The organism is Arthrobacter sp. Hor0625, assembly GCF_052567525.1.
In genome coordinates this window covers 3,188,910-3,208,710 of the sequence record NZ_CP199586.1, presented here as the reverse complement: position 1 = coordinate 3,208,710, position 19,801 = coordinate 3,188,910, and the positions used below count along the sequence as shown (strand labels likewise).

The following is a 19,801-nucleotide window of genomic DNA, read 5'->3' as shown; positions in this document are numbered from 1 at the left end:
CCCCGGCCCGTTACGTGGCGGGGGTGAGGGAGGCGATGAGTTCTTCGATGCGGGACTTGATCTCGTCCCGGATCGGGCGGACGGCGTCCACGCCCTGCCCGGCCGGGTCTTCGAGTTCCCAGTCCTCGTAGCGCTTGCCCGGGAAGATCGGGCAGGTGTCGCCGCAGCCCATGGTGATGACGACGTCGGACTCCTTGACTGCCTCGGTGGTGAGGACCTTGGGGATCTCGGCGGACATGTCGATGCCGAGTTCGGCCATGGCCTCGACGGCGGCCGGGTTGACCTTGTCCGCGGGTGCGGAGCCGGCGGAGCGGACTTCGATCTCGCCCTTGCCCAGGGTGGTGAGGAAGGCGGCGGCCATCTGGGAGCGTCCGGCGTTGTGGACGCAGACGAACAGGACGGAGGGCTTCTTGGCGGTTTCGGTGCTCATGGTGTCTCCTGAAGTGTGCGGGGTTAGGCGGGAAGGGTGCGGGGGGTGAAGTAGCGCTTGCGGGCCCAGAGGGCGACGTAAACCAGTGCAACCAGGACGGGGACTTCGATCAAGGGCCCGACGACGCCGGCGAGCGCCTGCCCGGAGGTGACGCCGAAGGTGCCGATCGCCACGGCGATGGCGAGTTCGAAGTTGTTGCCTGCGGCCGTGAACGCGAGCGTGGTGGTTTTGGCGTATCCGAGTCCGAGCCACTTGCCGATCAGCATCCCTGCGCCGAAGACCACGAGGAAATAGACCAGCAGCGGCAGGGCGATCCGGGCGACGTCCAGCGGGCGGGAGGTGATGGTGCCGCCCTGCAGGGCGAAGAGCAGGGTGATGGTGAAGAGCAGGCCGTAGAGCGCCCAGGGGCCGAGCTTCGGCTGGAACGTACCTTCATACCAGGCCCGGCCCCTGGCCTTTTCGCCGATGGTGCGGGTGAGGAATCCGGCGAGCAGCGGGATGCCCAGGAAGATCAGCACCGAGGCGGTGATAGCCCAGAAGGAGAAGTCTGCGCTGGTGGTGGGAAGTCCCAGCCGGGACGGCAGGAGCTGAAGGTAGAACCAGCCCAGCGCTCCGAATGCGATGACCTGGAAGACGGAATTGATGGCCACCAGCACGGCGGCGGCTTCCCGGTCGCCGCAGGCGAGGTCGTTCCAGATCATCACCATGGCGATGCAGCGGGCCAGGCCCACAATGATCAGCCCGGTGCGGTACTCGGGCAGGTCCGGGATGAAGATCCAGGCGAGCGCGAACATGAAGGCCGGCGCCAGCACCCAGTTGAGAGCCAGGGAGGTGATCATGAGTTTGCGGTCGCCGATCACGCGGTGTGCCTGGTCGTAGCGGACCTTGGCGAGCACCGGATACATCATCACCAGCAGGCCGGCGGCGATCGGCAGCGAGACCTCGCCGATCTTGACGGCTTCGAGGGCGGTGTTCAGGCCTGGCACGAAGCTGCCCAGCAGCAGGCCCAGACCCATGGCCGCGATGATCCAGACGGGCAGGAACCGGTCCAGGGTGGAAAGTTTGCCGACGGCGGCAGCCTCGCCTCCGACGTCGGGCAACGGGTCTGTCTGGATGCTCACGGTACTCCTGCACTGCGCCGGCACCGCCCGGCTCGGGCTGCTCGACAAAAGATTGATGGTTATCGATATGAAGTATTGCCAACTATATCGATGAATGTCAATCCATGTGCATAATAGAGACATGACTTCCCTGCAAACCCTTGAGCCGGCCGTCGACGAGGCCTGCTGTGCACCGTCAGACCAGGCCGTTTTGAGCGCAGAGGATGCCCAGCGAAAGGCCCTGGTCTTCAAGGCCCTGGCCGATCCCAACCGGTTGCGGCTGCTCTCCATCGTGAAGGGCGCCGGGGGCGGGGAAGCCTGCGTCTGCGACCTGACCGAGCCGTTGGACCTGGGCCAGCCCACCGTGTCGCACCACCTTAAAATCCTGGTCGACGCCGGGCTGCTGCACCGCGAAAAGCGCGGCACCTGGGCGTATTACTCGCTGGTGCCCGGCGCGATCGAGCAGACTGCCGGGCTCCTGTCGTCCCTGTGAGCCGGGGCGCCACGCCGGACATCACCGTCCGGCCGATGCGGGAAGCCGACTGGCCGGCTGTCCGGCAGATCTACCGCGAGGGCATCGCGACCGGGCAAGCGACGTTCGAGGTCGAGGCGCCGGACTGGAACCGGTTTGACGCTTCGCGCCTGGCCGCGCACCGCCTGGTAGCGGAGGCGCCCGGCGTCGGCATTCTCGGCTGGGCGGCGGTCTCCGCCGTGTCCGCCCGGGCGGTGTACGCGGGCGTCGTGGAACATTCCGTCTACGTTTCCGAAGCTGCCCGCGGCCGGGGGATCGGATCCCTCCTCCTCCGGTCCCTGATCGCCGCAACCGAACGGGACGGCATCTGGACCATCCAGGCGAGCGTTTTTCCGGAGAATGAGCCGAGCCTGGGACTGCATCTCGCCCACGGCTTCAGGGTGGTGGGACGACGCGAAAAGATCGCCCGCATGGCCTACGGGCCGGAAGCCGGCCAGTGGCGGGACACGGTCCTGATCGAACGGCGCACAGAGGTCCTTTAGTTCTAGCGCCGCGCACAGGGTGGCGGGGAAGGTTGTCCCAAGGAGGCGGCAGCCTCACGGACAAAGGACACCCATGAACATCGATACCCCCGCCACCCAGGACCGGTTGCGCGCCGTGCTGGAAAACATCAGGAACGCCACCGCAAACACCCGTCAGGCGATGGACTCGCCGGGCGACGAGAACTGGGTGCAGGACGGTGAGTCGGATGCCGAATACCTGCGGGCGATCCAGCGCGACACGATCGCCAGGCTGGACGCTGCGGCCCGGGACCTCGACGCGCTGCTTGACCGGGGCCAGTCCGGCTAGCCACGCCATGCCGTGACGTCGGCGGCTCCCTAGGCCTCCGCGGGCTCGGAGGCCAGGCTCCGCTTGAGGATCTTCCCGCTCGGACCGAGGGGCAGCTCCGTGAGCAGCCGGATGACGCGCGGATACTTGTACGCGGCAAGCTGCGCGCTGGCGAAGTCGATCAGTTCCTGCTCGGTGGCGGTGGCTCCGGCGTCGAGCACGATGGCGGCCGCGACCTCCTGGCCGTGGACGTCATGCGGGATCCCGTAAACGGCGGCACTGACGACCTCCGGGTGGGTGAGCAGGATTTCCTCCACCTCACGGGGGTAGACGTTGTAGCCGTTCCGGATGATCATGTCCTTCTTGCGGTCGACAATGGTGAGGTAGCCGTCGTCGTCCTTGGTGCCGAGGTCCCCGGTGCGGAACCAGCCGTCCACGATCGCCTCCGCGGTGGTTTCGGGCCGGTTGAGGTAGTCCTTCATCAGCAGGTGCCCGCGGACGACGAGCTCGCCCAGCTCGCCCGTGGGCAGCAGTTCGATGCTCTCGACCGCCTCGGCGCGCGCAATTTCGATGTCGACGCCCCAGATGGCCGTCCCGATGGTGCCGGGCCGGGGCTGGGTGCCCACATGGTTGAACGCCGCGACCGGGGAGGTTTCGGTCAGGCCATAGCCTTCGTGGATCTCCACCCCGAAGACGTCGCGGAACCGGTCCATCATGGCAAGCGGCAACGACGCCCCGCCGGAGATGCCGTAGCGGAGGCCGGTGGGGCGGACGTCAACGGTCTTTGCCGCCTCGATGAGCGCCACGTACATGGTCGGCACGCCGAGGAAAATGTTGACGTTGTGCCGGGCCATCAGCCGCAGCGCGTCCTCGCCGTTGAAACGCGGCATCAACACGATGGTGGCGCCCGCCCGCAGGCCGGCGTTGAGCACCACCGTCTGGCCGAAGGTGTGGAAGAGCGGCAGGCCGCCGAAGAGCACGTCGCCGGGCTTGAAGTCCATGACGGAGGTCAAGATGACGGAGGTCTGTTCCACCAACGCGAAGTGCGTGCCAAGGGCGCCCTTGGGTTTGCCGGTGGTGCCGGAGGTGTACAGGATCGTGGCGGTGTCCGAGGGCCGGCAGGGCTCATAGCTGCGGATGGGTTCGGCCGCGGCGGCCTCCGCCTCGAGCCGGGGCAGGGCGCCGCCGTCGGGCGCCATGACCGTCAGGACGTCGACGCCGGCGCTGGCGGCGCCGGCGGCACCTTCCGCCAGCAGCGCTGCTGCGCAGATCAACATCCTGGCGCCGCTGTCCTGGAGGACGTAGTCGATTTCGCGCGCCTTGAGCAGGGCATGCACCGGAACCACGATGGCTCCCAGCGAGAGGATGGCGTAGTAGACGCGGGCGAAATCCGGGACGTTGGGGATCAGGACGGCGACGGCGTCGCCGGGCTCGATGCCGCGGGCCCGCAGCGCGCCGGCGTAGGCGCGGGTCTCCTTCCATAGTTGGCCGTAGCTGGTCTCGTCCTCACCAACGATCAGGGCGATGTTGTCCGGTGTCCGCCGGGCGGATTCGGCCAGGATGGCGGCGACGGAGGTTGTTCCGAAGCCCTCTGCGGTGCTGTCGTGGGTCATGGCCTGCTTCTTCGTCGGGATGGTAATGCTTTGAGGATCAGTGCGTCGCCCTGGCCGCCGCCGCCACAGAGGGCGACGACGCCGGTGCCTCCGCCGCGGCGCTTCAAGGCCAGGGCCTGGTGCAGCACCAGACGCGCTCCCGAGGCGCCTACCGGATGTCCGAGGGCGATGGCGCCACCGTCGGCGTTGACGGCCTCGGCCTCGATGCCCAGGTCGTTGGCCGACTGGATGAGGACGGAGGCAAAGGCTTCGTTGATCTCAACGAGGTCGAGGTCCTGCACGGAGAGTCCCTCGACCCTGAGCGCGCGTTCAATGGCCCGGGCCGGCTGGGAGTGCAGGGAGCCGTCCGGCCCGGCGGTCTGGCCGTGGGCCCCGATTTCCGCAATCCACTCCAGCCCCGCGGCCTCGGCTGCGGCTTTGCTGGCGATTACCAGCGCGGCGGCGCCGTCGGAGAGCGGGGAGGAGGATCCGGCGGTGATGGTTGCCGCCTCGTCCTTCGAGAAAGCGGGCCGCAACTGGGCCAGGGATTCCGCGGTGGTCTCAGGCCGGATTCCCTCGTCGTGTTCGAGCGTGAGCGCCGGTCCCTTGCGCTGCGGGACCTCGATCGGGGCGATCTCCTCGGCGAGTACGCCATCGGCGCGTGCCGCCGCGGCGCGCTGATGGGAGCGGGCGGCGACCTCGTCCTGCTCGGCGCGCGTGATGCCCCGCTCGGCATTGCCGGCGTCGGTTGCGGTGCCCATGAGCTGCCCGCTCACCGGATCCTGCAGGCCGTCGTGGTTCAGCGAATCAAGCATCGGCGCATCGCCGATCACGACGCCGGCGCGGAGGCCGGGCACCAGGTGCGGTGCGTTGGTCATGGATTCCTGGCCGGCCGCGACGATGAAGTCGGCTTCGCCCGCACGGATCATCCGGGCCGCGTCGATCACGGCGGTGAGGCCGGACAGGCAGAGCTTGTTGATCGTGACGGTCGGAACGTCCCAGCCGATGCCGGCGGCCAGGCTGGCCTGCCGCGCCGGACCCTGGCCCGCTCCGGCCTGGATGACCTGGCCGACGATGACGGCGCCGACCTGCTCGGGGGCGACGCCGGTCCGGTCCAGCGCGGCGCGGATGGCGTGCGCCCCCAGTTCGCTGGATGAGAAGGCGGTCAGGCCGCCGCGGAACCGGCCGAAGGGTGTCCGGGCTCCGCCGAGGATGACGGGGATGTTGGCGTTCTGGGTCATGGAAGTCCTTTCGGGGCCGCGGCACGGCGCGGGGTCAACTGAAGGCGGGGTCAGGCGAAGGCGGAGGTGCCGGTGATGCCGCGTCCGATGATGAGGGCCTGCATGGTCTCGGTGCCCTCGTAGGTGTGGATGGCCTCGATGTCGGCGAGGTGCCGAGCGACGCGGTTGGCCAGCAGGATGCCGTTGCCGCCGAGCAGGTCCCGGGCATTGGAGGCGATGCCGCGGGCTGTGCGGGTGCAGGTGTACTTGACCAGCGAGGCCTGCTCGGGGGTGAGCAGCCCTTGTTCGTCGAGGCGCGTCATCTGGACGACCATCAGCTGCATGGTGGCCAGTTCGCTGAGCATCCGGGCCAGCCGTTCCTGCACGATCTGGGACGCTGCCAGCGGCCGGCCGAACTGGACGCGCTGCTTGGCGTACTGGACGGCGGTTTCGTAGCAGGCGGTGGCATGCCCGACGGCGGACCAGGCGACGCCCAGCCGGGTCGCCAGCAGCACCCGCGCGGTGTCCTTGAAGGTCCGGGCACCCGGCAGGACGTTCCCTTCCGGGACGAAGACGTCCTCGAGCCGGATGTGCGCCTGCCAGATGGCCCGCAGTGCAAGCTTGCCTTCGATCCTGGTCGCGGAGTAGCCGGGGGAGTCCTGCGGTACCAGGTAGCCGTGCACCTGGCCGTCCTCCCCCCGGGCCCAGACCACGCTGACGCCGCCGACCGAACCGTTGCCGATCCACTTCTTTTCGCCGTTGAGCAGGAACCCGCCGTCGGTGGCGGTGGCCGTGGACTCCAGGGCCACTGAGTCGGAGCCGTGGGTCGGTTCGGTCAGCGCAAACGCGGCGTATTCCGTGCCGGCGGCGATCGCCGGCAGCCAGCGTTCCTTCTGCTCGGCGGATCCGCACTCCGCGACGGAGCGCAGCGCGAGGCCGCCCTGCACCGCGATCATGGTCGCCACGGAGCCGTCGCCCCGGCTGATTTCCATGTTCACCAGGCCGGCAGCCATGCTGCTCATCGCGGGGTACCCGTCGACCTCGACGCCGTCCCGCAGCAGATCGAGTTCGCCGAGGCGCCGGAGCAGCTGCAGCGGGTACTCGGCGCGCTCCCAGTATCCGTCGATGACGGGCAGGACCTCGTCCTGGACGAAGCTGCGGGCACGATCCCAGTAGCCGCGGTCCTCGTCGCTGATGCTGGCAAACACGGAGGCGGGATCCGTGCCCAGGGCATCGGTCAGCACGTAATCAGGTTCCACGGTGCCGAGCGGGAAGTTATCCGCGGCCGCTGTGGCGGTGGGCCCGGAACCGGGCGACGTCGTCGTCATGCGTTGTCCTCTGTCTGCGGTGCGGGTCTGGATCGCCCGCCTACTGTGGCTCGCGCCACATCGACTAAGGATGCATTGAAACGCAGTCTCACGTCAAGAAACTCAGTGCCACCGGGGCCTGCCCCGGTGCTAGGGCAGGGCGTCCCGGACGGCCTGGAGTACGGCGTCGTTGCCCGCGCCCGCCGCGAGGACGGTGACGACGACGGCGGGGGAGGCCTGCGCCGCACCGGAGTCCAACAGTGCCGGCCGGAAGATTTCCGAGAGGGCCTGCAGCTCCTTGGCGAGCGCCGCGGACCGGTCCCGTGACTCCGTCTCCGGTTCCGGTGACTCCCCGCTGCGAAGCCAGCGCCGGAGGATTGCATTGTGGACGGCCACGACGGCCGCCGCGAAGGAGACTGCCTTGTACTCGCGCTGCTCGGCGTCGGGCAGCCTGTCCAGCAGGTGCTGGAGGAACGCCCGCTCGTACCGGTGCGAGGTGACAAGTTCCCGGTCCCGGAGTGCGGGAACAGCCTGCATCAGCTCATAGCGCGCCCGCGACGTCTCCCGGTTCCGCAGGTGGTGGTTGAAGACCAGCAGGGCAGCGTCCACGATCGCTTCGAGTGGTCCCTGCATGGTCTCCGCCAGGCTGTCCGTCACCTGCCGCAGGATCCGCTCGTGGTCGGCGAAGACGACGTCCTCCTTGGAACCGAACTTCCGAAAGAAGGTGCTGCGGCTCATTCCTGCGGCGTCCGCGAGGTCGTCGACCGACGTGGCGTCAAAACCCTGCCTCGCCAACAGTCCGATAGCGGCGGCAGCGGGCGCGTCGGCATGGTGGCTTGACGGGTGCGAGGTCATGGGCCGAAATTTAGCACAGCGATGCCGGTGCCTTCTCTGGGGCCGTGCGCTCCAGCCCAGTTACCAGGTCCGACACGCGCAGCCGGCCGGTGTGTCCCCGGCGCAACGGCGGATTCGGGGGAGGTAACTGGGCAGGAGCGCAGCCCTTTCAGCTCACTCCGGTGTGCAGGAGCCGGTCGCGGCCTGACCAGCCGCCGGCGGCCCGTCGCCCTATCGCCTGTGGTGCCTATGACCCCTCCTTGGCGCCCGGAAGTGATAGGGCAATGGGCCGTTTGTGTGCCAGCATGGGCGGACGAACGACGCCAGGAAGGGAATGGAATGGAAGCCAAGGACCTGCTGCTCGATGCCTTTGACCGGATCCACGAAACCGTGACCGCCGCGCTGGACGGGGTGGATGCCCGCACGCTGTCCCGGCGCCCGGGCGGGAACGGGAACTCGATGGCGTGGCTGATCTGGCACCTGGGCAGGGTCGAGGACGCCCAGGTCGCCTCCGCGGCCGGCCTCGCCCAGGTGTGGACCGCGCAGGGCTTTGCGGCACGCTTCGGGTTGCCGCTGCCCGAACGGGACACCGGCTACGGCCACACTTCCGCGCAGGTCGGCGCCGTCACGGCCGCGCCGGAGCTGTTGGCCGCGTACTACGACGCCGTCCACGAGCAGACGGTCGGCTTCATCCGGGGCCTCGACAGCGGAGACCTCGACCGCGTCGTGGACACCCGCTGGGACCCGCCGGTCACCCTCGGCGTGCGGCTGGTCAGCACCCTCGCCGACTGCCTGCAGCACGTCGGACAGGCCGCGTACGCCAGGGGACTGGACGCCTGACCGGCGCCGGTCCCGGGAGGGCGGGTCCCGGAAAACCCCGGCGCCGGCCCTTGGGCTACCGCGCGGCGGTGAGTACCATCGCGGAGCCTCCGCCGCGCCTGACCGGCTCGGCCGCGGCGGTCATCCGCCCGCCCGGGCCGAACTCGATCGCCGTTGCCGCGCCGATTTCCGCCGCCGAGGTGAAGGCGTCCCCGGAGGGCGTGAAGGCGTGGCCGTAGCCGGTGAGCGGGCCGCCGTAGGCGGTGATGAAGTCCGGTTCGGCGGTCACCTTCGCGGTGTTCCGCTGTGACGCCCGCGGGGCCGCGATCGCCTCGGAGATGGTCATGCCCAGGTCAACCCGGTTCAGGATGGTCTGCAGGACCGTGGTGATGATCGTGGACCCGCCGGGCGAGCCAAGGGCCAGGAAGGGCGCCCCGTCCTTGAGGATGATGGTCGGCGCCATCGAGGAGCGCGGGCGCTTGCCCGGCTCGATCCGGTTCGGGTCCTTGGCGTCGTAGACCGTGGAGAAGTCCGTCAGTTCGTTGTTCAGCAGGAAGCCCCGGCCCGGCACCACCATGCCGGACCCGCCGGTCTGCTCGATTGTGAGGGTGTACTCGGCCACGTTGCCCCACTTGTCCGCGACCGTCAGGTTGGTCGTCGAGATGTTCTCGGTGTCCTTATCGTCTGCTGGGGCGGCCGTGGTGGCCGGGCACACGCCGTCGTACGCGGTGACATCGCCGGGCGCGACCGGCTTGGCGGCGGCCCGCAGCGGATCGATCCGGCACGCGCGCTCCTTGCCGAAGAGCGGGTCGGTCAGGGCGGCCGTCGGCACCTGCTGTCCGGCCGGGTCGCCGACGTACTTGCCGCGGTCGGCGAACGCCAGGGCGCTGGCCTCCAGGTAGTGGTGCAGGGCGCCGGCGCGCGGCATTGCCGCGAGGTTCGACGGGGCCAGGATGTTCAGGGCCTCGCCGACAGTGGTCCCGCCGCTGCTGGAGGGCGCCATCCCGTAGACGTCAAGGTCGCGGTACTCCACATGCGTCGGGTCCTGGTCCAGTGCCTGGTAGGCGGCGAGGTCCGCGGTCGTCATGGACCCGGCCGGCACGGGCAGGGCGGTACCGGCGGCTTTCGCCGGCGAGTGGACCGTGGCGGCGATCTCCGCCGCGAGCCGGCCGCCGTAAAAGCCGTCCGTGCCCTGCCGTGCGAGGAGTCGGTAGGTGGCGGCGAGGTCGTGGTTCTGGAAGATGCTGCCGACGGCGGGTGCGTCACCGCCAGGAAGGAACAGGGCGCTGGTGGCGGGGAACGCCGCGAAGCGGGCCTTATTGTCGAGGGTCTGCTGGCGGAAGGTGCCGTCGACCACGAAGCCGCGCGTGGCCACCTTGATCGCAGGCCGGAGGGCCTCGGCCAGGCCCAGGCTTCCCCAACGCTCGAGGGCCCGCTGCCACGTCGCGGGGGTGCCCGGGACGCCGACGGCGACGCCGCTGGTGACCAGTTCGGGAGTGAACCGGTAGGGCTCGCCGGTTCCCGGGTCGATGAAGGCGTCGTGCCGCATGCCTGCCGGTGCGGTTTCGCGTCCGTCGATCGTGCCGACGCGGCCGGTCTTTGCGTCGTAGAAGACGAAGTAGCCGCCGCCGCCGACCCCCGCGCTGTACGGCTCGGTCACGCCCAGGGTGGCGGCGGCAGCGACCGCGGCGTCGGCCGCATTGCCGCCCTTCCGCAGCACCTCCAGCGCGGCGGCGGAGGCCTCGGGGTCCACGGTAGTCACGGCGCCGCCGTAGCCGGACGCCGTCGCGGTCTTCTCGGTCTCCCGCGGCGCCGCGGAGGCGGGGGAGGCGACGGCGGCGCCCGCCACGCCCAGGGCCAGGGCCGCGGTGGCGGCGGACAGTCGGCGTCCTACAAAGTGCATGGGTGCTCCCCGGTTCGCGTGAATGACAGATTCTGTCACACTACTCGCGCCTGCTGTGACGTCGCAACGCAGGGTTTGTCACACGCCTGCCCCGGTCAGGGCTCCTCCCCAAGATGGTGCAGCAGGGCGTCCAGGACCGGGAGCTGGCCCCGGACCAGCTTCGTGCGGGCGTCCGCGACGCCGAACCATGCCGCGTCGTCGATCTCCGGATAGCTGCGGATCCTGCCGGAGCCCTTGGGCCACTCCAGCGAGAAGGTGTTGCTGGCGATCCTCTCAGGCCGGAAGTCCGCCTCTGCGGCAAAGACGGTGATGACCTTGCCCGAGGACTGCCGGAAGCTGCCAAGCGGGACGTAGTCCGCCCGCGGCGGCGGGGTCCCGATCTCTTCGGTGAACTCGCGCCGGGCGGCCTCCAGGGCGTCTTCGTCCTCCGCGTACTCGCCCTTGGGGATAGACCACGCGGCGGCGTCCTTCCGGGCCCAGAACGGTCCGCCCATGTGGGCGATCCAGACTTCCGGCTGCCCCTGCGCGTTCCGCCGGTACAGCAGCAGGCCCGCACTCCGGACGGTCATTGCCGTCCCCGCGGCCCTACCAGTTGCCCGGATCGCTCCGGTTGCAGCTCTGGCTGCTGCACTGCCGCGCACTGACCTGCCAGTCCGGCTGCCGGTCGCCCGCGGAGCGTTCGTCCTTCCAGGTCGGTACCACCCGTGAGCCGCACGCCGGACAGGGCGGCTCGGTGTGCGCGCGTCGCTGCGCCTTGTTCATGGTTCCCCCAATGGATTCTGCTGCGTAGGCCCCAATCTAGCCATAATTCCATCGAAGTTACAAACACCTAGGCGTCCCCGGCCCAGCCCAGGACGCGCAGCGCACGCAGCGTATTCCACCGGCTGGGAAGGCCGTCGCCGTCGTCCAGCGGGAAGTGGCTGCGGCCCGGATGGCTGTTCTCGAGCAGCCAGGTTCCGTCCGGCCGGCCTTTGCCCCGCACCAGCTCGAGGGCCTCGGCGGCCCGTGGGTCCGGTTCCCTCCCGGACGCCCGGAAATAGTCGAGGCCGCGGAGCACGTCGTAGTGCCAGCGTGTCGGGTGGGAGAACTGCAGCCAGGCGGGATTGATCAGCTCCCCGGTGCTCTTGCGGCGGAGAAGGCCGCGGTCGAGCAGGTAGTCCTCGCCGCGCCCCCGGGCGGAGGTCACTTCCGGGGTGTCGCCGGCGGTGCGCCCGTATGCCAGCAGCCCCTCCAGGACGTTGATCGTGGTGTCGAAGGAGGACCGGGTCGAACCGCGTTCGGCCTCACAGTTCCAGCCGCCGTCGTCGAGCTGTTCGTCAAGGAGCCGGGCGACGACGCCATCGACTTGTTCGCCGAAGTAGGCACCGAGCGCGACGGTCATGCCGTTGATGCAGGGCTCGACCTCACCGTCGAAGAACCGCTGTCCGCCTTCCTCCCAGCGGCTGCCCTCCCGGACGCGCGCGACGGCGGTCCGCGCCGCCGCGCTTTCCGGGTCAAGGCCGAATTCCCTCAGCAGCAGCAGGCTGTAGGTCGTCGCCGTCCAGGGCTGGCCCGGTTCAGCGTCGTCGTAGGGGGAGGGGTAGTAGGTCCCGCCGTCCCACTGCCCGTCCTCGCCCTGGAGTTCCAGCAGGCGCGCGCCCCAGCCCTCGGTTTCGATGCGGGCCCGCTCGGCCCGCAGCTGGTCCGGCGGGGCGTCCGTGAGGTCGCGCAGGACCTGCCAGCGGAGGGCAGGATCGGAGTCGAGCAACCAGTCGAGGACGTCCATCCGGACAAGCTAGCACCGCCGCCGCCCGGCCGGAAGGCGCCGGGGCCGGCCGCTCAGTCGACGTCGTCGACGGTTGCCCGGCGGAAGTCGCGGGACAGGTAGAGGGCCAGCGCCGCCGAATTTCCACTGTCCACGGTGACGGCCACGCGGCGGCGGCCCACGGCCTGCAGGGCCTGCAGGCAGTGGCCCAGCAGTTCTTCAGCCAGTCCCTGTCGGCGGTGGTCGGGGTGGGTGAACAACTCGGCGATCACGCTGTCCCAGTCGCCTTCGCTGCCGGGCGCGGGCTCGGTGACGATGATGGCGGCCGCCAGCGCACCGTCGGGCCCGGCCTTGACCGCGGAGGCCTCGGGGACGTGCCGGCCCTGGGTTCCGGCGAGCAGGGCCTCGATCCAGCCGGCCGAGCGGTCCGCCGGCTGCGGCAGGCCCTCTTCGTACGCTTCCCGGTACATGCGGGACAGCGAAGGAAGGTCGTCGGCGTGGATCGGCCGGATCGAGGTGCCGGGGCGGCTGCCCTCGGGTGCGCCGGTGGGGGCGGTCAGGATGATCAAGGGGTTCACGGCGGCCCTGCTCTCTCTAGCAACCTCAGATAACGGCACACCCCGCGGGCGTGTCTTCCAGCTTGGACCCGCCCTGTTGCAGGTGTGTTTCGGGATGGTGATATTCGGGCGACGGAACGGCGGATGCAGGGTTAACGCCTGCTGACCGCTGCGGGTTCCGCCGGCGCTGCCGTTACGGACCTGCGCTACCGGAACGGACCAGGGCTGCGGGGATCCCCGCAGCCCTGGTCCGTTGGCGCGTCGTCCGTCCGGAACGGCCGCGCGGACTAGCTCAGGGTCGCCGCGTCGATGACGAAGCGGTAGCGGACGTCGGAGGCCAGCACGCGCTCGTAGGCCTCGTTGATCTTCTCGGCCGGGATGACCTCGATCTCCGCGCCGATGCCGTGTTCGGCGCAGAAGACCAGCATTTCCTGGGTTTCCCGGATGCCGCCGATCATCGAACCGGCGAAGGAACGGCGCCCGGCGATCAGGGCGAACGCATTGACCGGCAGCGGCTCGGCCGGGGCACCCACGTTGACCATGGCGCCGTCGAGCTTGAGCAGCTGCAGGTAGGAGCTGATGTCGATCGAGGCGCTGACCGTGTTGACGATCAGGTCGAAGCTGCCGGCCAGCTCCGAGAAGGTGTTCTCGTCGCTCGTGGCGTAGTAGTGGTCGGCGCCAAGCCGCAGGCCGTCTTCCTGCTTCTTCAGCGACTGGGACAGGACCGTGACCTCGGCGCCCATGGCGTGCGCGATCTTCACGGCCATGTGGCCGAGCCCGCCGAGGCCGACGACGGCGACCTTCTTGCCGGGGCCCGCGTTCCAGTGGTGCAGCGGAGAGTAGGTGGTGATGCCGGCGCAGAGCAGGGGAGCGGCGACGTCGAGGTCCAGGCCGTCGGGGATGGACAGCACGAAGTCCTCGGTCACGACGACGTGGGTGGAGTAGCCGCCCTGGGTGATCGTGCCGTCGCGGTCGACCGCGCCGTAGGTGCCGGTGTTGCCCTTGAGGCAGTACTGCTCCTCGCCGGCCTGGCAGTTGGCGCACTCGCCGCAGGAGTTCACCATGCAGCCGACGCCGACGCGGTCACCGACGGCGTGCCGGGTCACGGCCGAGCCGACCTCGGTGACGATGCCCGCGATCTCGTGGCCGGGGGCCAGCGGGTAGGACTGGGGGCCCCAGTCGCCGCGGACCGTGTGGATGTCCGAGTGGCAGATGCCGGCGAACTTGATCTCAATCAGGACGTCATGCGGTCCGACGTCGCGGCGCTCAATGGTGGTCGGGACCAGGTCCTCGGTGGCGGACGGGGCAGCGTATGCGTTTACGGTAAGCATTCTTCTCCAGTAAGAGTCGTAGGGCTCGTTGCCAGCGGGGAGAGGAAAAGTTTTCCGGGACTTGGGGGCGCCTCGGAAACCTTCCGGCCCGCGATGGCGCGGTGGCCGGGCGATGTTTCCGTCCGGGCCACAGTGCGTGACAACCGCGGACCGGCCCGGTTTGTTCCGCGGGGCGGGATTATTTTGGCGGCCGTCCTTCGCGGCCGCCGGTCGCCTGCCGTTTCCACGCGGCCGGCAGGGCAGGGCACTGGCAGCGCCCGGCGCCCGGCGGGGCGGCCCGGCTTAGCTGCCGGCGATGCCCGGGTGGACGCGGACGAACTCGATCTTGTTGCCCGGGTCGACGCGCTTTTTGGGGGCACGGGAGTAGCCCTTGGCGTCCAGATGGTTCTGCGCGCGGTAGTCGGCGAGCGCGGCGTCGTAGGCCGCGTTAAGTTGCCGGCCGGTGACCTGCTCGGTCGAACCGTCCGCGAAGGTGATGGTGATAGGCGTTCCGGCCGGGAAGTGCCGGTTCATGCGGATGAAGCCTTCGTCGTCCTGCTGCAGATTGATCACGGGGTGCCGCCTTCGTCTTCGGGAAGAACCCAGTCTTCCGTAGTTTCCGCCCGGGCGCCTCCAGCGCCCGGCGGCGCCCCTCGCGCCCGTGGGCGCCTCTCGCGCGCGGCCGCCCGGCCTCGGCGCGGCGGTCCGCGCCGGGCGGGGACAATGGAGGGGTGACTTTATCCGCGCAGACCCCGGAGCCCGGACCGTTCGACCTCGCCACCCTCGGAGCCGGCCTGGTCTTCGCCGAGGCGCTGGACCGGCTCACGGCGGCCCTCGGCACGGACGGTCCCGGCGGGGCCGCCGTGGTCGAGGCGCCGCCGGGCACCGGCAAGACCACCCTGGTGCCTCCGCTGCTGGCCAACCTCGCGGCCCGGGACGCCGCCTCGCCCGGGCGCGTGGTGGTGACCCAGCCGCGCCGCGTCGCCGCTCGTTCCGCGGCCAGGCGCCTGGCCGCCCTGGACGGCGGCCCCCTCGGCGCACGCGTCGGGTACACCGTCCGCGGCGACCGGCAGGCGGGGGCCGGCACCCTCGTTGAGTTCGTGACGCCCGGCATCCTGCTCCGCCGCCTGCTGGCGGACCCCGGGCTGGACGGTACCGGCGCGGTGGTCCTCGATGAAGTCCACGAACGGGGGCTGGAGACCGACCTGCTGCTCGGCATGCTCGCCGAGGTCCGCCAGCTCCGCGGTGACCTCACCCTTGTCGCCATGTCGGCCACGCTCGACGCACGGCGGTTTGCCGGCCTGCTCGGGGACGCGGCGCCGGACAGGGATCACCCCGGGGATGCGGCGGCCGACGGCGGCGGTGCGGCTCCCGTCGTCGGCTGTCCTTCCGCGCTGCACCCGCTTGAGGTGCAGTGGGCCCCGGCGCCCTGCCCGCGCCTGGATGACCGCGGCGTGACGCGGACCTTTCTTGACCACGTGGCGGCCACGGCGGCCGAGGCCCATACCGCTGCGCTCGCCGCCGGGCAGGACATCGACGCGCTGGTCTTCGTGCCGGGCGTGAGGGAGGTTGCGCACGTTGCGGGCGCCCTGCGGGGACGGACCCGGGCCGAGGTGCTGGAACTGCACGGCCAGGCCGACCCGGCGATGCAGGACCGGGCCGTATCCGGCCGCGGCCCGGCCGACCGCGCACGCATCATCGTCTCCACGGCGCTGGCCGAATCTTCCCTCACCGTCCCCGGTGTCCGGCTCGTGATCGATTCCGGCCTGGCCCGCGAGCCCCGGCGGGACGCCGCCCGCGGCATGACCGGCCTGGTGACCGTCTCCTGTTCCCGCGCCTCCGCCGAGCAGCGCGCCGGACGGGCCGCCCGCCTCGGTCCCGGACGCGTGGTGCGGTGTTACGACCAGAAAAGCTACGGCGCCGCCCCGGCCCATCAGACCCCGGAGGTCGTCGTCGCCGACCTCACCGCGGCGGCCCTGGTGCTGGCCTGCTGGGGGTCGCCGGGCGGCCGCGGCCTGGCGTTGCCGGACGCCCCGCCCCGGGCTGCGATGGACGAGGCCGTCGAAGTGCTGCGGGAGCTCGGTGCGGTAGGACCCGACGGCCAGGCCACCGAGCTCGGCAGGACGCTGGCCCGGATCCCGGCGGACCCCCGGCTGGCCCGTGCCCTGCTGGACGGCGCCGCCGCCGTCGGCAGCCGCTCCGCGGCAGAGACGGTCGCCGCGGTTTCCGGCGGGCAGCGGGTCCCCGGCGCCGACCTGCCCGGGCTCCTTACCGCCCTGCGGTCCGGCGCCGATCCGGGGTCCCGCCGCTGGACCGACGACGTCCGGCGGATGGAGGCGCTGGCCCGCCAGACTGCGCCCGCGCCGGTGTCCCGGGCTGCCGGGCCGGGGAGTCCGGAGGCGGCGGGACTCGTTGTGGCCCTTGCCTTCCCGGACCGGGTGGCCCGGCGCGTCCCCGGGGCGGGGGAGCAGTACTTGCTTTCCTCGGGCACACGGGCGGGGCTCCCGGCCGGCAGCAGGCTCGCGGGCCGGGAATGGCTGGCCGTCGCGGAGGTCTCCCGCGCGGAGGGGCGCGACGCTGCCGGTACCGGCGCCGTGATCCGGTCCGCCGCCCCGCTGTCGGCGGAGGGCGCCGAGGCCGCCGCGGAGCACCTGCTCAGCGACACCGTCACGGCGTCCTTCAGCGGCGGCAAGATCACCGCCCGGCGCGAACGCCGGCTGGGTGCGATCGTGCTGTCCTCCACCCCGGTGCGGCCATCCCCGGCCGAGGGCCGCGCCGCGGTGGCCCGGGCACTGGCGCAGGCCGGTCTGGGCGCCATCGGCTGGTCGGCCGCGGCCGACGCCCTGCGGCGGCGCTTGGCCCTGCTGCACCGGGAACTGGGCGCGCCGTGGCCCGACATGTCCGAGCCGGTACTGCTGGCCCGCCTGGACGACTGGCTCGGCCCGGAACTTGAGGCCCTGGCCGCCGGGGCCCCTGCACGCAGCATCGACCTGGCCGAACCGCTGCGCAGGCTCCTGCCCTGGCCCGACGCGGCCAAGCTCGCGGAGCTGGCGCCGGAGACGCTGCAGGTGCCCAGCGGCTCCCGTATCCGGATTGACTATCCGGAGGCCGGGGACGAGGGCGGCCGGCCGGTGGTCGCGGTCAAGCTGCAGGAGTGCTTCGGCTGGGACCGGACGCCGCGGCTGGTGGCCGGGCGGGTGCCGGTGCTGTTCCACCTGCTCTCACCGCCGCGGCGGCCGCTCGCCGTAACCGACGACCTGGCCTCGTTCTGGTCGGGTCCCTACGCGCAGGTCAGAGCCGAAATGCGCGGCCGGTACCCCAAGCACCCGTGGCCGGAGGACCCCTGGACCGCGCCGGCGACGGCGAAGGTCAAGAACCGGATGTGAGCGGGCGCGGGACGTCAGCCCGCGTCGGCACCATCCCACGCCACATGGACCCAGCGCTGCCCCTCGTCGTCCCACGACTCGGAGTGGCCCAGCAGGGCAAGGTCCTGGAAGCTGACCTCGATGCCGTCCTGCTGCAGGTCCTCACTCAAGGCGCGGGTGGCCTCGCGGACGGCCGATGCGACGGCCTCGGGATTGTCGGACTCGACGGGCCGGGAGGCCTCATATGTTTTACTCATGGCCACCATCCTTGTGCCTCACGCCCGATAAGGGAACCGGCGGCCCGCCAATCAGCCGCTCCCCGTTGGCCCAGCAGACGGCACGCAGCCAGTCGTCGTCCAGGCGGGGCGCCGTGTCGCGGAGCCGCTCCAGCGCTTCAAGCTGGTGGGCGTAGGGGTAGGGGATGTTGGGGAAGTCGCTGCCGAGCACGATCCGGTCTGCGGCATCCGCCAGCCGGGGCAGCAGCCGGGACGGGAACGGGGCCACGTCCTCAAAGAAATGAGTGAACGCCATCGTGGTATCGAGATGGACGCGCGGATACCGGTCGGCCAGCGCCAGGAACTCCCCGTATTCCGGTGCGCCCAAGTGCGCGACGACGGCGGTCAGGGCAGGATGCCGGCGCAGCACGCCGGCGAGTTTGTCCGGGCCGGTGAATCCGGGTCGGGGAACCGGGCCGCTGCCGACGTGGACGACCACCGGGACGGCCGCGTCGGCCAACAGGCCCCACACCGGGTCCAGGACCCGCTCCCGCAGATCGAAGCCGCCCACCTGGGCGTGGATTTTAAAGACCCGCGCGCCCCGGCGAAGCACCGCTTCGACCTCCGCCAGCACGCCGTCCTCGGGGTAGAACGTGGCGCTGGGTACGCAATCGGGTTCCGCCGCAGCCAGGCCCAGGGTGAAGTCATTGAGGTCCGCGGCCATCCCGGGCCGGTGGGCGTAGGCCAAGGCGGTGAAACGGCGCACTCCCAGCGTCCGGAGCCGTTCCAGCCTGCTGTCCTGGTCGGTGCGGTAGGTGATCGGCCACGGCCTGCCCACGAGCGGTCCGGCTGCATCGAAATGGGCCCAGACGCGCCGCAGCATCCGCTCCGGCAGGAAGTGCGTGTGGATATCGATTAGCCCCGGCAGGCCCAGCCGCCGCCACCAGGCGGGAACATCACCGTCCGCGAGGGGAGCGGCAGGGTCCTCGTCCGCCGCCGTCACTGCTCTGCCGTCCCGGCGCCCGGTGCCGGGTGGGACCGGATGAACTCCGCCACGGGGCTGGCCAGCGCCGCACCGATGTCCTCCGGTGCCCGCTTCCTGCCTGCCACGGCGAAGGAATGGTCCGCGCCTTCCTGCCATTGCAGTGTCGCACCGGGCCCGATGCGGTCCACCACGGACTCGAGCAGCCCGGCGGTGGCGAAGGTATCCCGCGTGCCTTGCAGGAACAGCATTGGCACGGTGATGCCGTACAAGTGGTCGTCCCGAAGCTTCTCCGGCTTGCCCGGCGGGTGGAGTGGGTACCCTAGGTACACCAGTCCCGCCGCGGGCATGCCCTCGGCCACCGCCATCGACGCCATCCGGCCGCCGAAGGACTTTCCGGCCGCCCAGACCGGCTCGCCCTCGGCGCGGGAAGCGGCAGCGGCCATCACCGCCCGCCAGGTCGCAATGGCCACCGGCGGCCGGTCCGGAAACTTCCGGCCTGCCTCCCGGTAGGGGAAGTTGAAGCGCAGCGTCGCGACGCCGTCGTCGTTCAGCGCCGTGGTGAAGCCGCGCAGGAACGGATGCTCCATCCCGGCTCCGGCACCGTGGGCCACCACCAGCGTCGCGGCCGGGCTGTCGGGGCGGCAGTACACCCCCGACACCGCGGTGCCCTCGACGTCGATGCTCAGCGGCTGTTCAGCGGCAGCCATGCGGACTTCCGCGCCGCGCGAGCCCGCGCAGTGACAACCCGACGGCGCAGGCCACCGGCGCCATGGCCAGCAGCACGGCGACCGGGTTGGGCTTGAAGACGGTGCAGCCGCCCTGGCTGCGGGTGTAGACGCCGAGGGGCAGGACGAAGCCGCCGCCCCCGCCGCCGGAGCCTGCGGGGGCGTCGGCGGAGGCAGGGGCGCTGCCGCCGCCGAAGCCGAACGACACCAGCGCCACCGGAATGACTTCCTCGCCGCCGAGCTGGACGGGGGCTCCGTACGCGCGCGCCACCCCCACGTTCTTGAAAGCGTCCACGAGGGACGTAAATGCCTCAGCCATGCCAGCCACCCTAACCAGCCGTCCCGCGGATCACCAGATCGGCCCGCCGGGACGCCCCGGGAGCGTGCGTCCGGGA

At 70.9% G+C, this 19,801-nt stretch carries 22 protein-coding genes; 5 read left to right on the top strand and 17 right to left on the bottom strand.

Going from position 1 to position 19,801, the window contains the following annotated elements:
• Window positions 1-10 precede the first annotated feature (10 nt).
• Window positions 11-430 carry an arsenate reductase ArsC gene (locus ACTWLI_RS14725; RefSeq protein WP_445154515.1) on the bottom strand — a complete coding sequence of 140 codons (420 nt, stop codon included), beginning with the start codon at window positions 428-430 and terminating at the stop codon, window positions 11-13.
• A 23-nt stretch (window positions 431-453) separates the two neighbouring features.
• Complete coding sequence (gene arsB, locus ACTWLI_RS14720; protein ID WP_445154514.1) at window positions 454-1,551, bottom strand: ACR3 family arsenite efflux transporter; 1,098 nt, start codon at window positions 1,549-1,551, stop codon at window positions 454-456.
• A 121-nt stretch (window positions 1,552-1,672) separates the two neighbouring features.
• Between arsB and ACTWLI_RS14715 the strand changes: the two genes are divergently transcribed.
• From ACTWLI_RS14715 to ACTWLI_RS14705, 3 genes are all read left to right on the top strand, one after another.
• Window positions 1,673-2,023: an ArsR/SmtB family transcription factor gene (locus ACTWLI_RS14715; protein ID WP_445154513.1), complete on the top strand. Its 351-nt coding sequence runs from the start codon at window positions 1,673-1,675 to the stop codon at window positions 2,021-2,023.
• A gap of 35 nt (window positions 2,024-2,058) precedes the next feature.
• The gene (locus ACTWLI_RS14710) at window positions 2,059-2,544 is read left to right on the top strand and encodes a GNAT family N-acetyltransferase (protein WP_445156203.1); all 486 of its coding nucleotides are present in this window, start codon (window positions 2,059-2,061) and stop codon (window positions 2,542-2,544) included.
• 73 nt (window positions 2,545-2,617) lie between these two features.
• Entirely contained in the window at window positions 2,618-2,851 is a 234-nt protein-coding gene (locus ACTWLI_RS14705; protein ID WP_445154512.1) for a hypothetical protein, read from the top strand.
• Window positions 2,852-2,880: 29 nt separating this feature from the next.
• Here ACTWLI_RS14705 and ACTWLI_RS14700 read toward each other — a convergent pair whose 3' ends face one another.
• The 4 genes from ACTWLI_RS14700 to ACTWLI_RS14685 all read right to left on the bottom strand — a co-directional run bounded on the left by ACTWLI_RS14700 (window position 2,881) and on the right by ACTWLI_RS14685 (window position 7,804).
• A complete protein-coding gene (locus ACTWLI_RS14700; RefSeq protein ID WP_445154511.1) occupies window positions 2,881-4,443 on the bottom strand; it encodes a long-chain-fatty-acid--CoA ligase in 1,563 nt (520 codons plus the stop codon).
• Window positions 4,440-5,663: an acetyl-CoA C-acetyltransferase gene (locus ACTWLI_RS14695; protein WP_445154510.1), complete on the bottom strand. Its 1,224-nt coding sequence runs from the start codon at window positions 5,661-5,663 to the stop codon at window positions 4,440-4,442. Before ACTWLI_RS14695 ends, ACTWLI_RS14700 begins: the two co-directional genes overlap by 4 nt.
• Window positions 5,664-5,713: 50 nt before the next feature.
• The gene (locus ACTWLI_RS14690; protein WP_445154509.1) at window positions 5,714-6,970 is read right to left on the bottom strand and encodes an acyl-CoA dehydrogenase family protein; all 1,257 of its coding nucleotides are present in this window, start codon (window positions 6,968-6,970) and stop codon (window positions 5,714-5,716) included.
• 129 nt (window positions 6,971-7,099) lie between these two features.
• Window positions 7,100-7,804 (bottom strand): TetR family transcriptional regulator, encoded by a 705-nt coding sequence (locus ACTWLI_RS14685; RefSeq protein WP_445154508.1) that lies wholly within the window; start codon window positions 7,802-7,804, stop codon window positions 7,100-7,102.
• A 318-nt stretch (window positions 7,805-8,122) separates the two neighbouring features.
• Between ACTWLI_RS14685 and ACTWLI_RS14680 the strand changes: the two genes are divergently transcribed.
• Window positions 8,123-8,623 carry a mycothiol transferase gene (locus ACTWLI_RS14680; RefSeq protein ID WP_445154507.1) on the top strand — a complete coding sequence of 167 codons (501 nt, stop codon included), beginning with the start codon at window positions 8,123-8,125 and terminating at the stop codon, window positions 8,621-8,623.
• Window positions 8,624-8,678: 55 nt separating this feature from the next.
• Here the strand turns inward: ACTWLI_RS14680 and ggt are convergent, their stop codons facing one another.
• The 7 genes from ggt to ACTWLI_RS14645 all read right to left on the bottom strand — a co-directional run bounded on the left by ggt (window position 8,679) and on the right by ACTWLI_RS14645 (window position 14,689).
• Window positions 8,679-10,505 (bottom strand): gamma-glutamyltransferase, encoded by a 1,827-nt coding sequence (gene ggt / locus ACTWLI_RS14675; protein ID WP_445154506.1) that lies wholly within the window; start codon window positions 10,503-10,505, stop codon window positions 8,679-8,681.
• Window positions 10,506-10,600: 95 nt separating this feature from the next.
• Complete coding sequence (locus ACTWLI_RS14670) at window positions 10,601-11,074, bottom strand: NUDIX domain-containing protein (protein ID WP_445154505.1); 474 nt, start codon at window positions 11,072-11,074, stop codon at window positions 10,601-10,603.
• A 16-nt stretch (window positions 11,075-11,090) separates the two neighbouring features.
• The gene (locus ACTWLI_RS14665) at window positions 11,091-11,267 is read right to left on the bottom strand and encodes a DUF7340 domain-containing protein (RefSeq protein ID WP_445154504.1); all 177 of its coding nucleotides are present in this window, start codon (window positions 11,265-11,267) and stop codon (window positions 11,091-11,093) included.
• 67 nt (window positions 11,268-11,334) lie between these two features.
• Window positions 11,335-12,270 (bottom strand): hypothetical protein, encoded by a 936-nt coding sequence (locus tag ACTWLI_RS14660; protein ID WP_445154503.1) that lies wholly within the window; start codon window positions 12,268-12,270, stop codon window positions 11,335-11,337.
• A gap of 53 nt (window positions 12,271-12,323) precedes the next feature.
• Window positions 12,324-12,827: a GNAT family N-acetyltransferase gene (locus tag ACTWLI_RS14655; RefSeq protein ID WP_445154502.1), complete on the bottom strand. Its 504-nt coding sequence runs from the start codon at window positions 12,825-12,827 to the stop codon at window positions 12,324-12,326.
• A gap of 266 nt (window positions 12,828-13,093) precedes the next feature.
• Window positions 13,094-14,137 carry an NAD(P)-dependent alcohol dehydrogenase gene (locus tag ACTWLI_RS14650; protein WP_445154501.1) on the bottom strand — a complete coding sequence of 348 codons (1,044 nt, stop codon included), beginning with the start codon at window positions 14,135-14,137 and terminating at the stop codon, window positions 13,094-13,096.
• A 282-nt stretch (window positions 14,138-14,419) separates the two neighbouring features.
• Window positions 14,420-14,689 carry a hypothetical protein gene (locus ACTWLI_RS14645; RefSeq protein ID WP_445154500.1) on the bottom strand — a complete coding sequence of 90 codons (270 nt, stop codon included), beginning with the start codon at window positions 14,687-14,689 and terminating at the stop codon, window positions 14,420-14,422.
• Window positions 14,690-14,847: 158 nt separating this feature from the next.
• Between ACTWLI_RS14645 and hrpB the strand changes: the two genes are divergently transcribed.
• On the top strand, window positions 14,848-17,502 hold the full coding sequence (gene hrpB / locus ACTWLI_RS14640; RefSeq protein WP_445154499.1) for an ATP-dependent helicase HrpB: 2,655 nt from the start codon (window positions 14,848-14,850) through the stop codon (window positions 17,500-17,502).
• A gap of 14 nt (window positions 17,503-17,516) precedes the next feature.
• On the opposite strand, the gene ACTWLI_RS14635 is transcribed toward hrpB, so the two are convergent.
• From ACTWLI_RS14635 to ACTWLI_RS14620, 4 genes are read right to left on the bottom strand one after another with little or no spacing between them, the layout of a single operon-like run.
• Entirely contained in the window at window positions 17,517-17,738 is a 222-nt protein-coding gene (locus ACTWLI_RS14635) for a hypothetical protein (protein WP_445154498.1), read from the bottom strand.
• Complete coding sequence (locus ACTWLI_RS14630; protein WP_445154497.1) at window positions 17,731-18,699, bottom strand: amidohydrolase family protein; 969 nt, start codon at window positions 18,697-18,699, stop codon at window positions 17,731-17,733. Before ACTWLI_RS14630 ends, ACTWLI_RS14635 begins: the two co-directional genes overlap by 8 nt.
• Window positions 18,696-19,388 (bottom strand): alpha/beta hydrolase family protein, encoded by a 693-nt coding sequence (locus ACTWLI_RS14625; protein ID WP_445154496.1) that lies wholly within the window; start codon window positions 19,386-19,388, stop codon window positions 18,696-18,698. Before ACTWLI_RS14625 ends, ACTWLI_RS14630 begins: the two co-directional genes overlap by 4 nt.
• Window positions 19,375-19,725: a hypothetical protein gene (locus tag ACTWLI_RS14620; protein ID WP_445154495.1), complete on the bottom strand. Its 351-nt coding sequence runs from the start codon at window positions 19,723-19,725 to the stop codon at window positions 19,375-19,377. The genes ACTWLI_RS14625 and ACTWLI_RS14620 overlap by 14 nt, the downstream gene beginning before the upstream one ends.
• Between the last annotated feature and the right edge of the window lie 76 nt (window positions 19,726-19,801).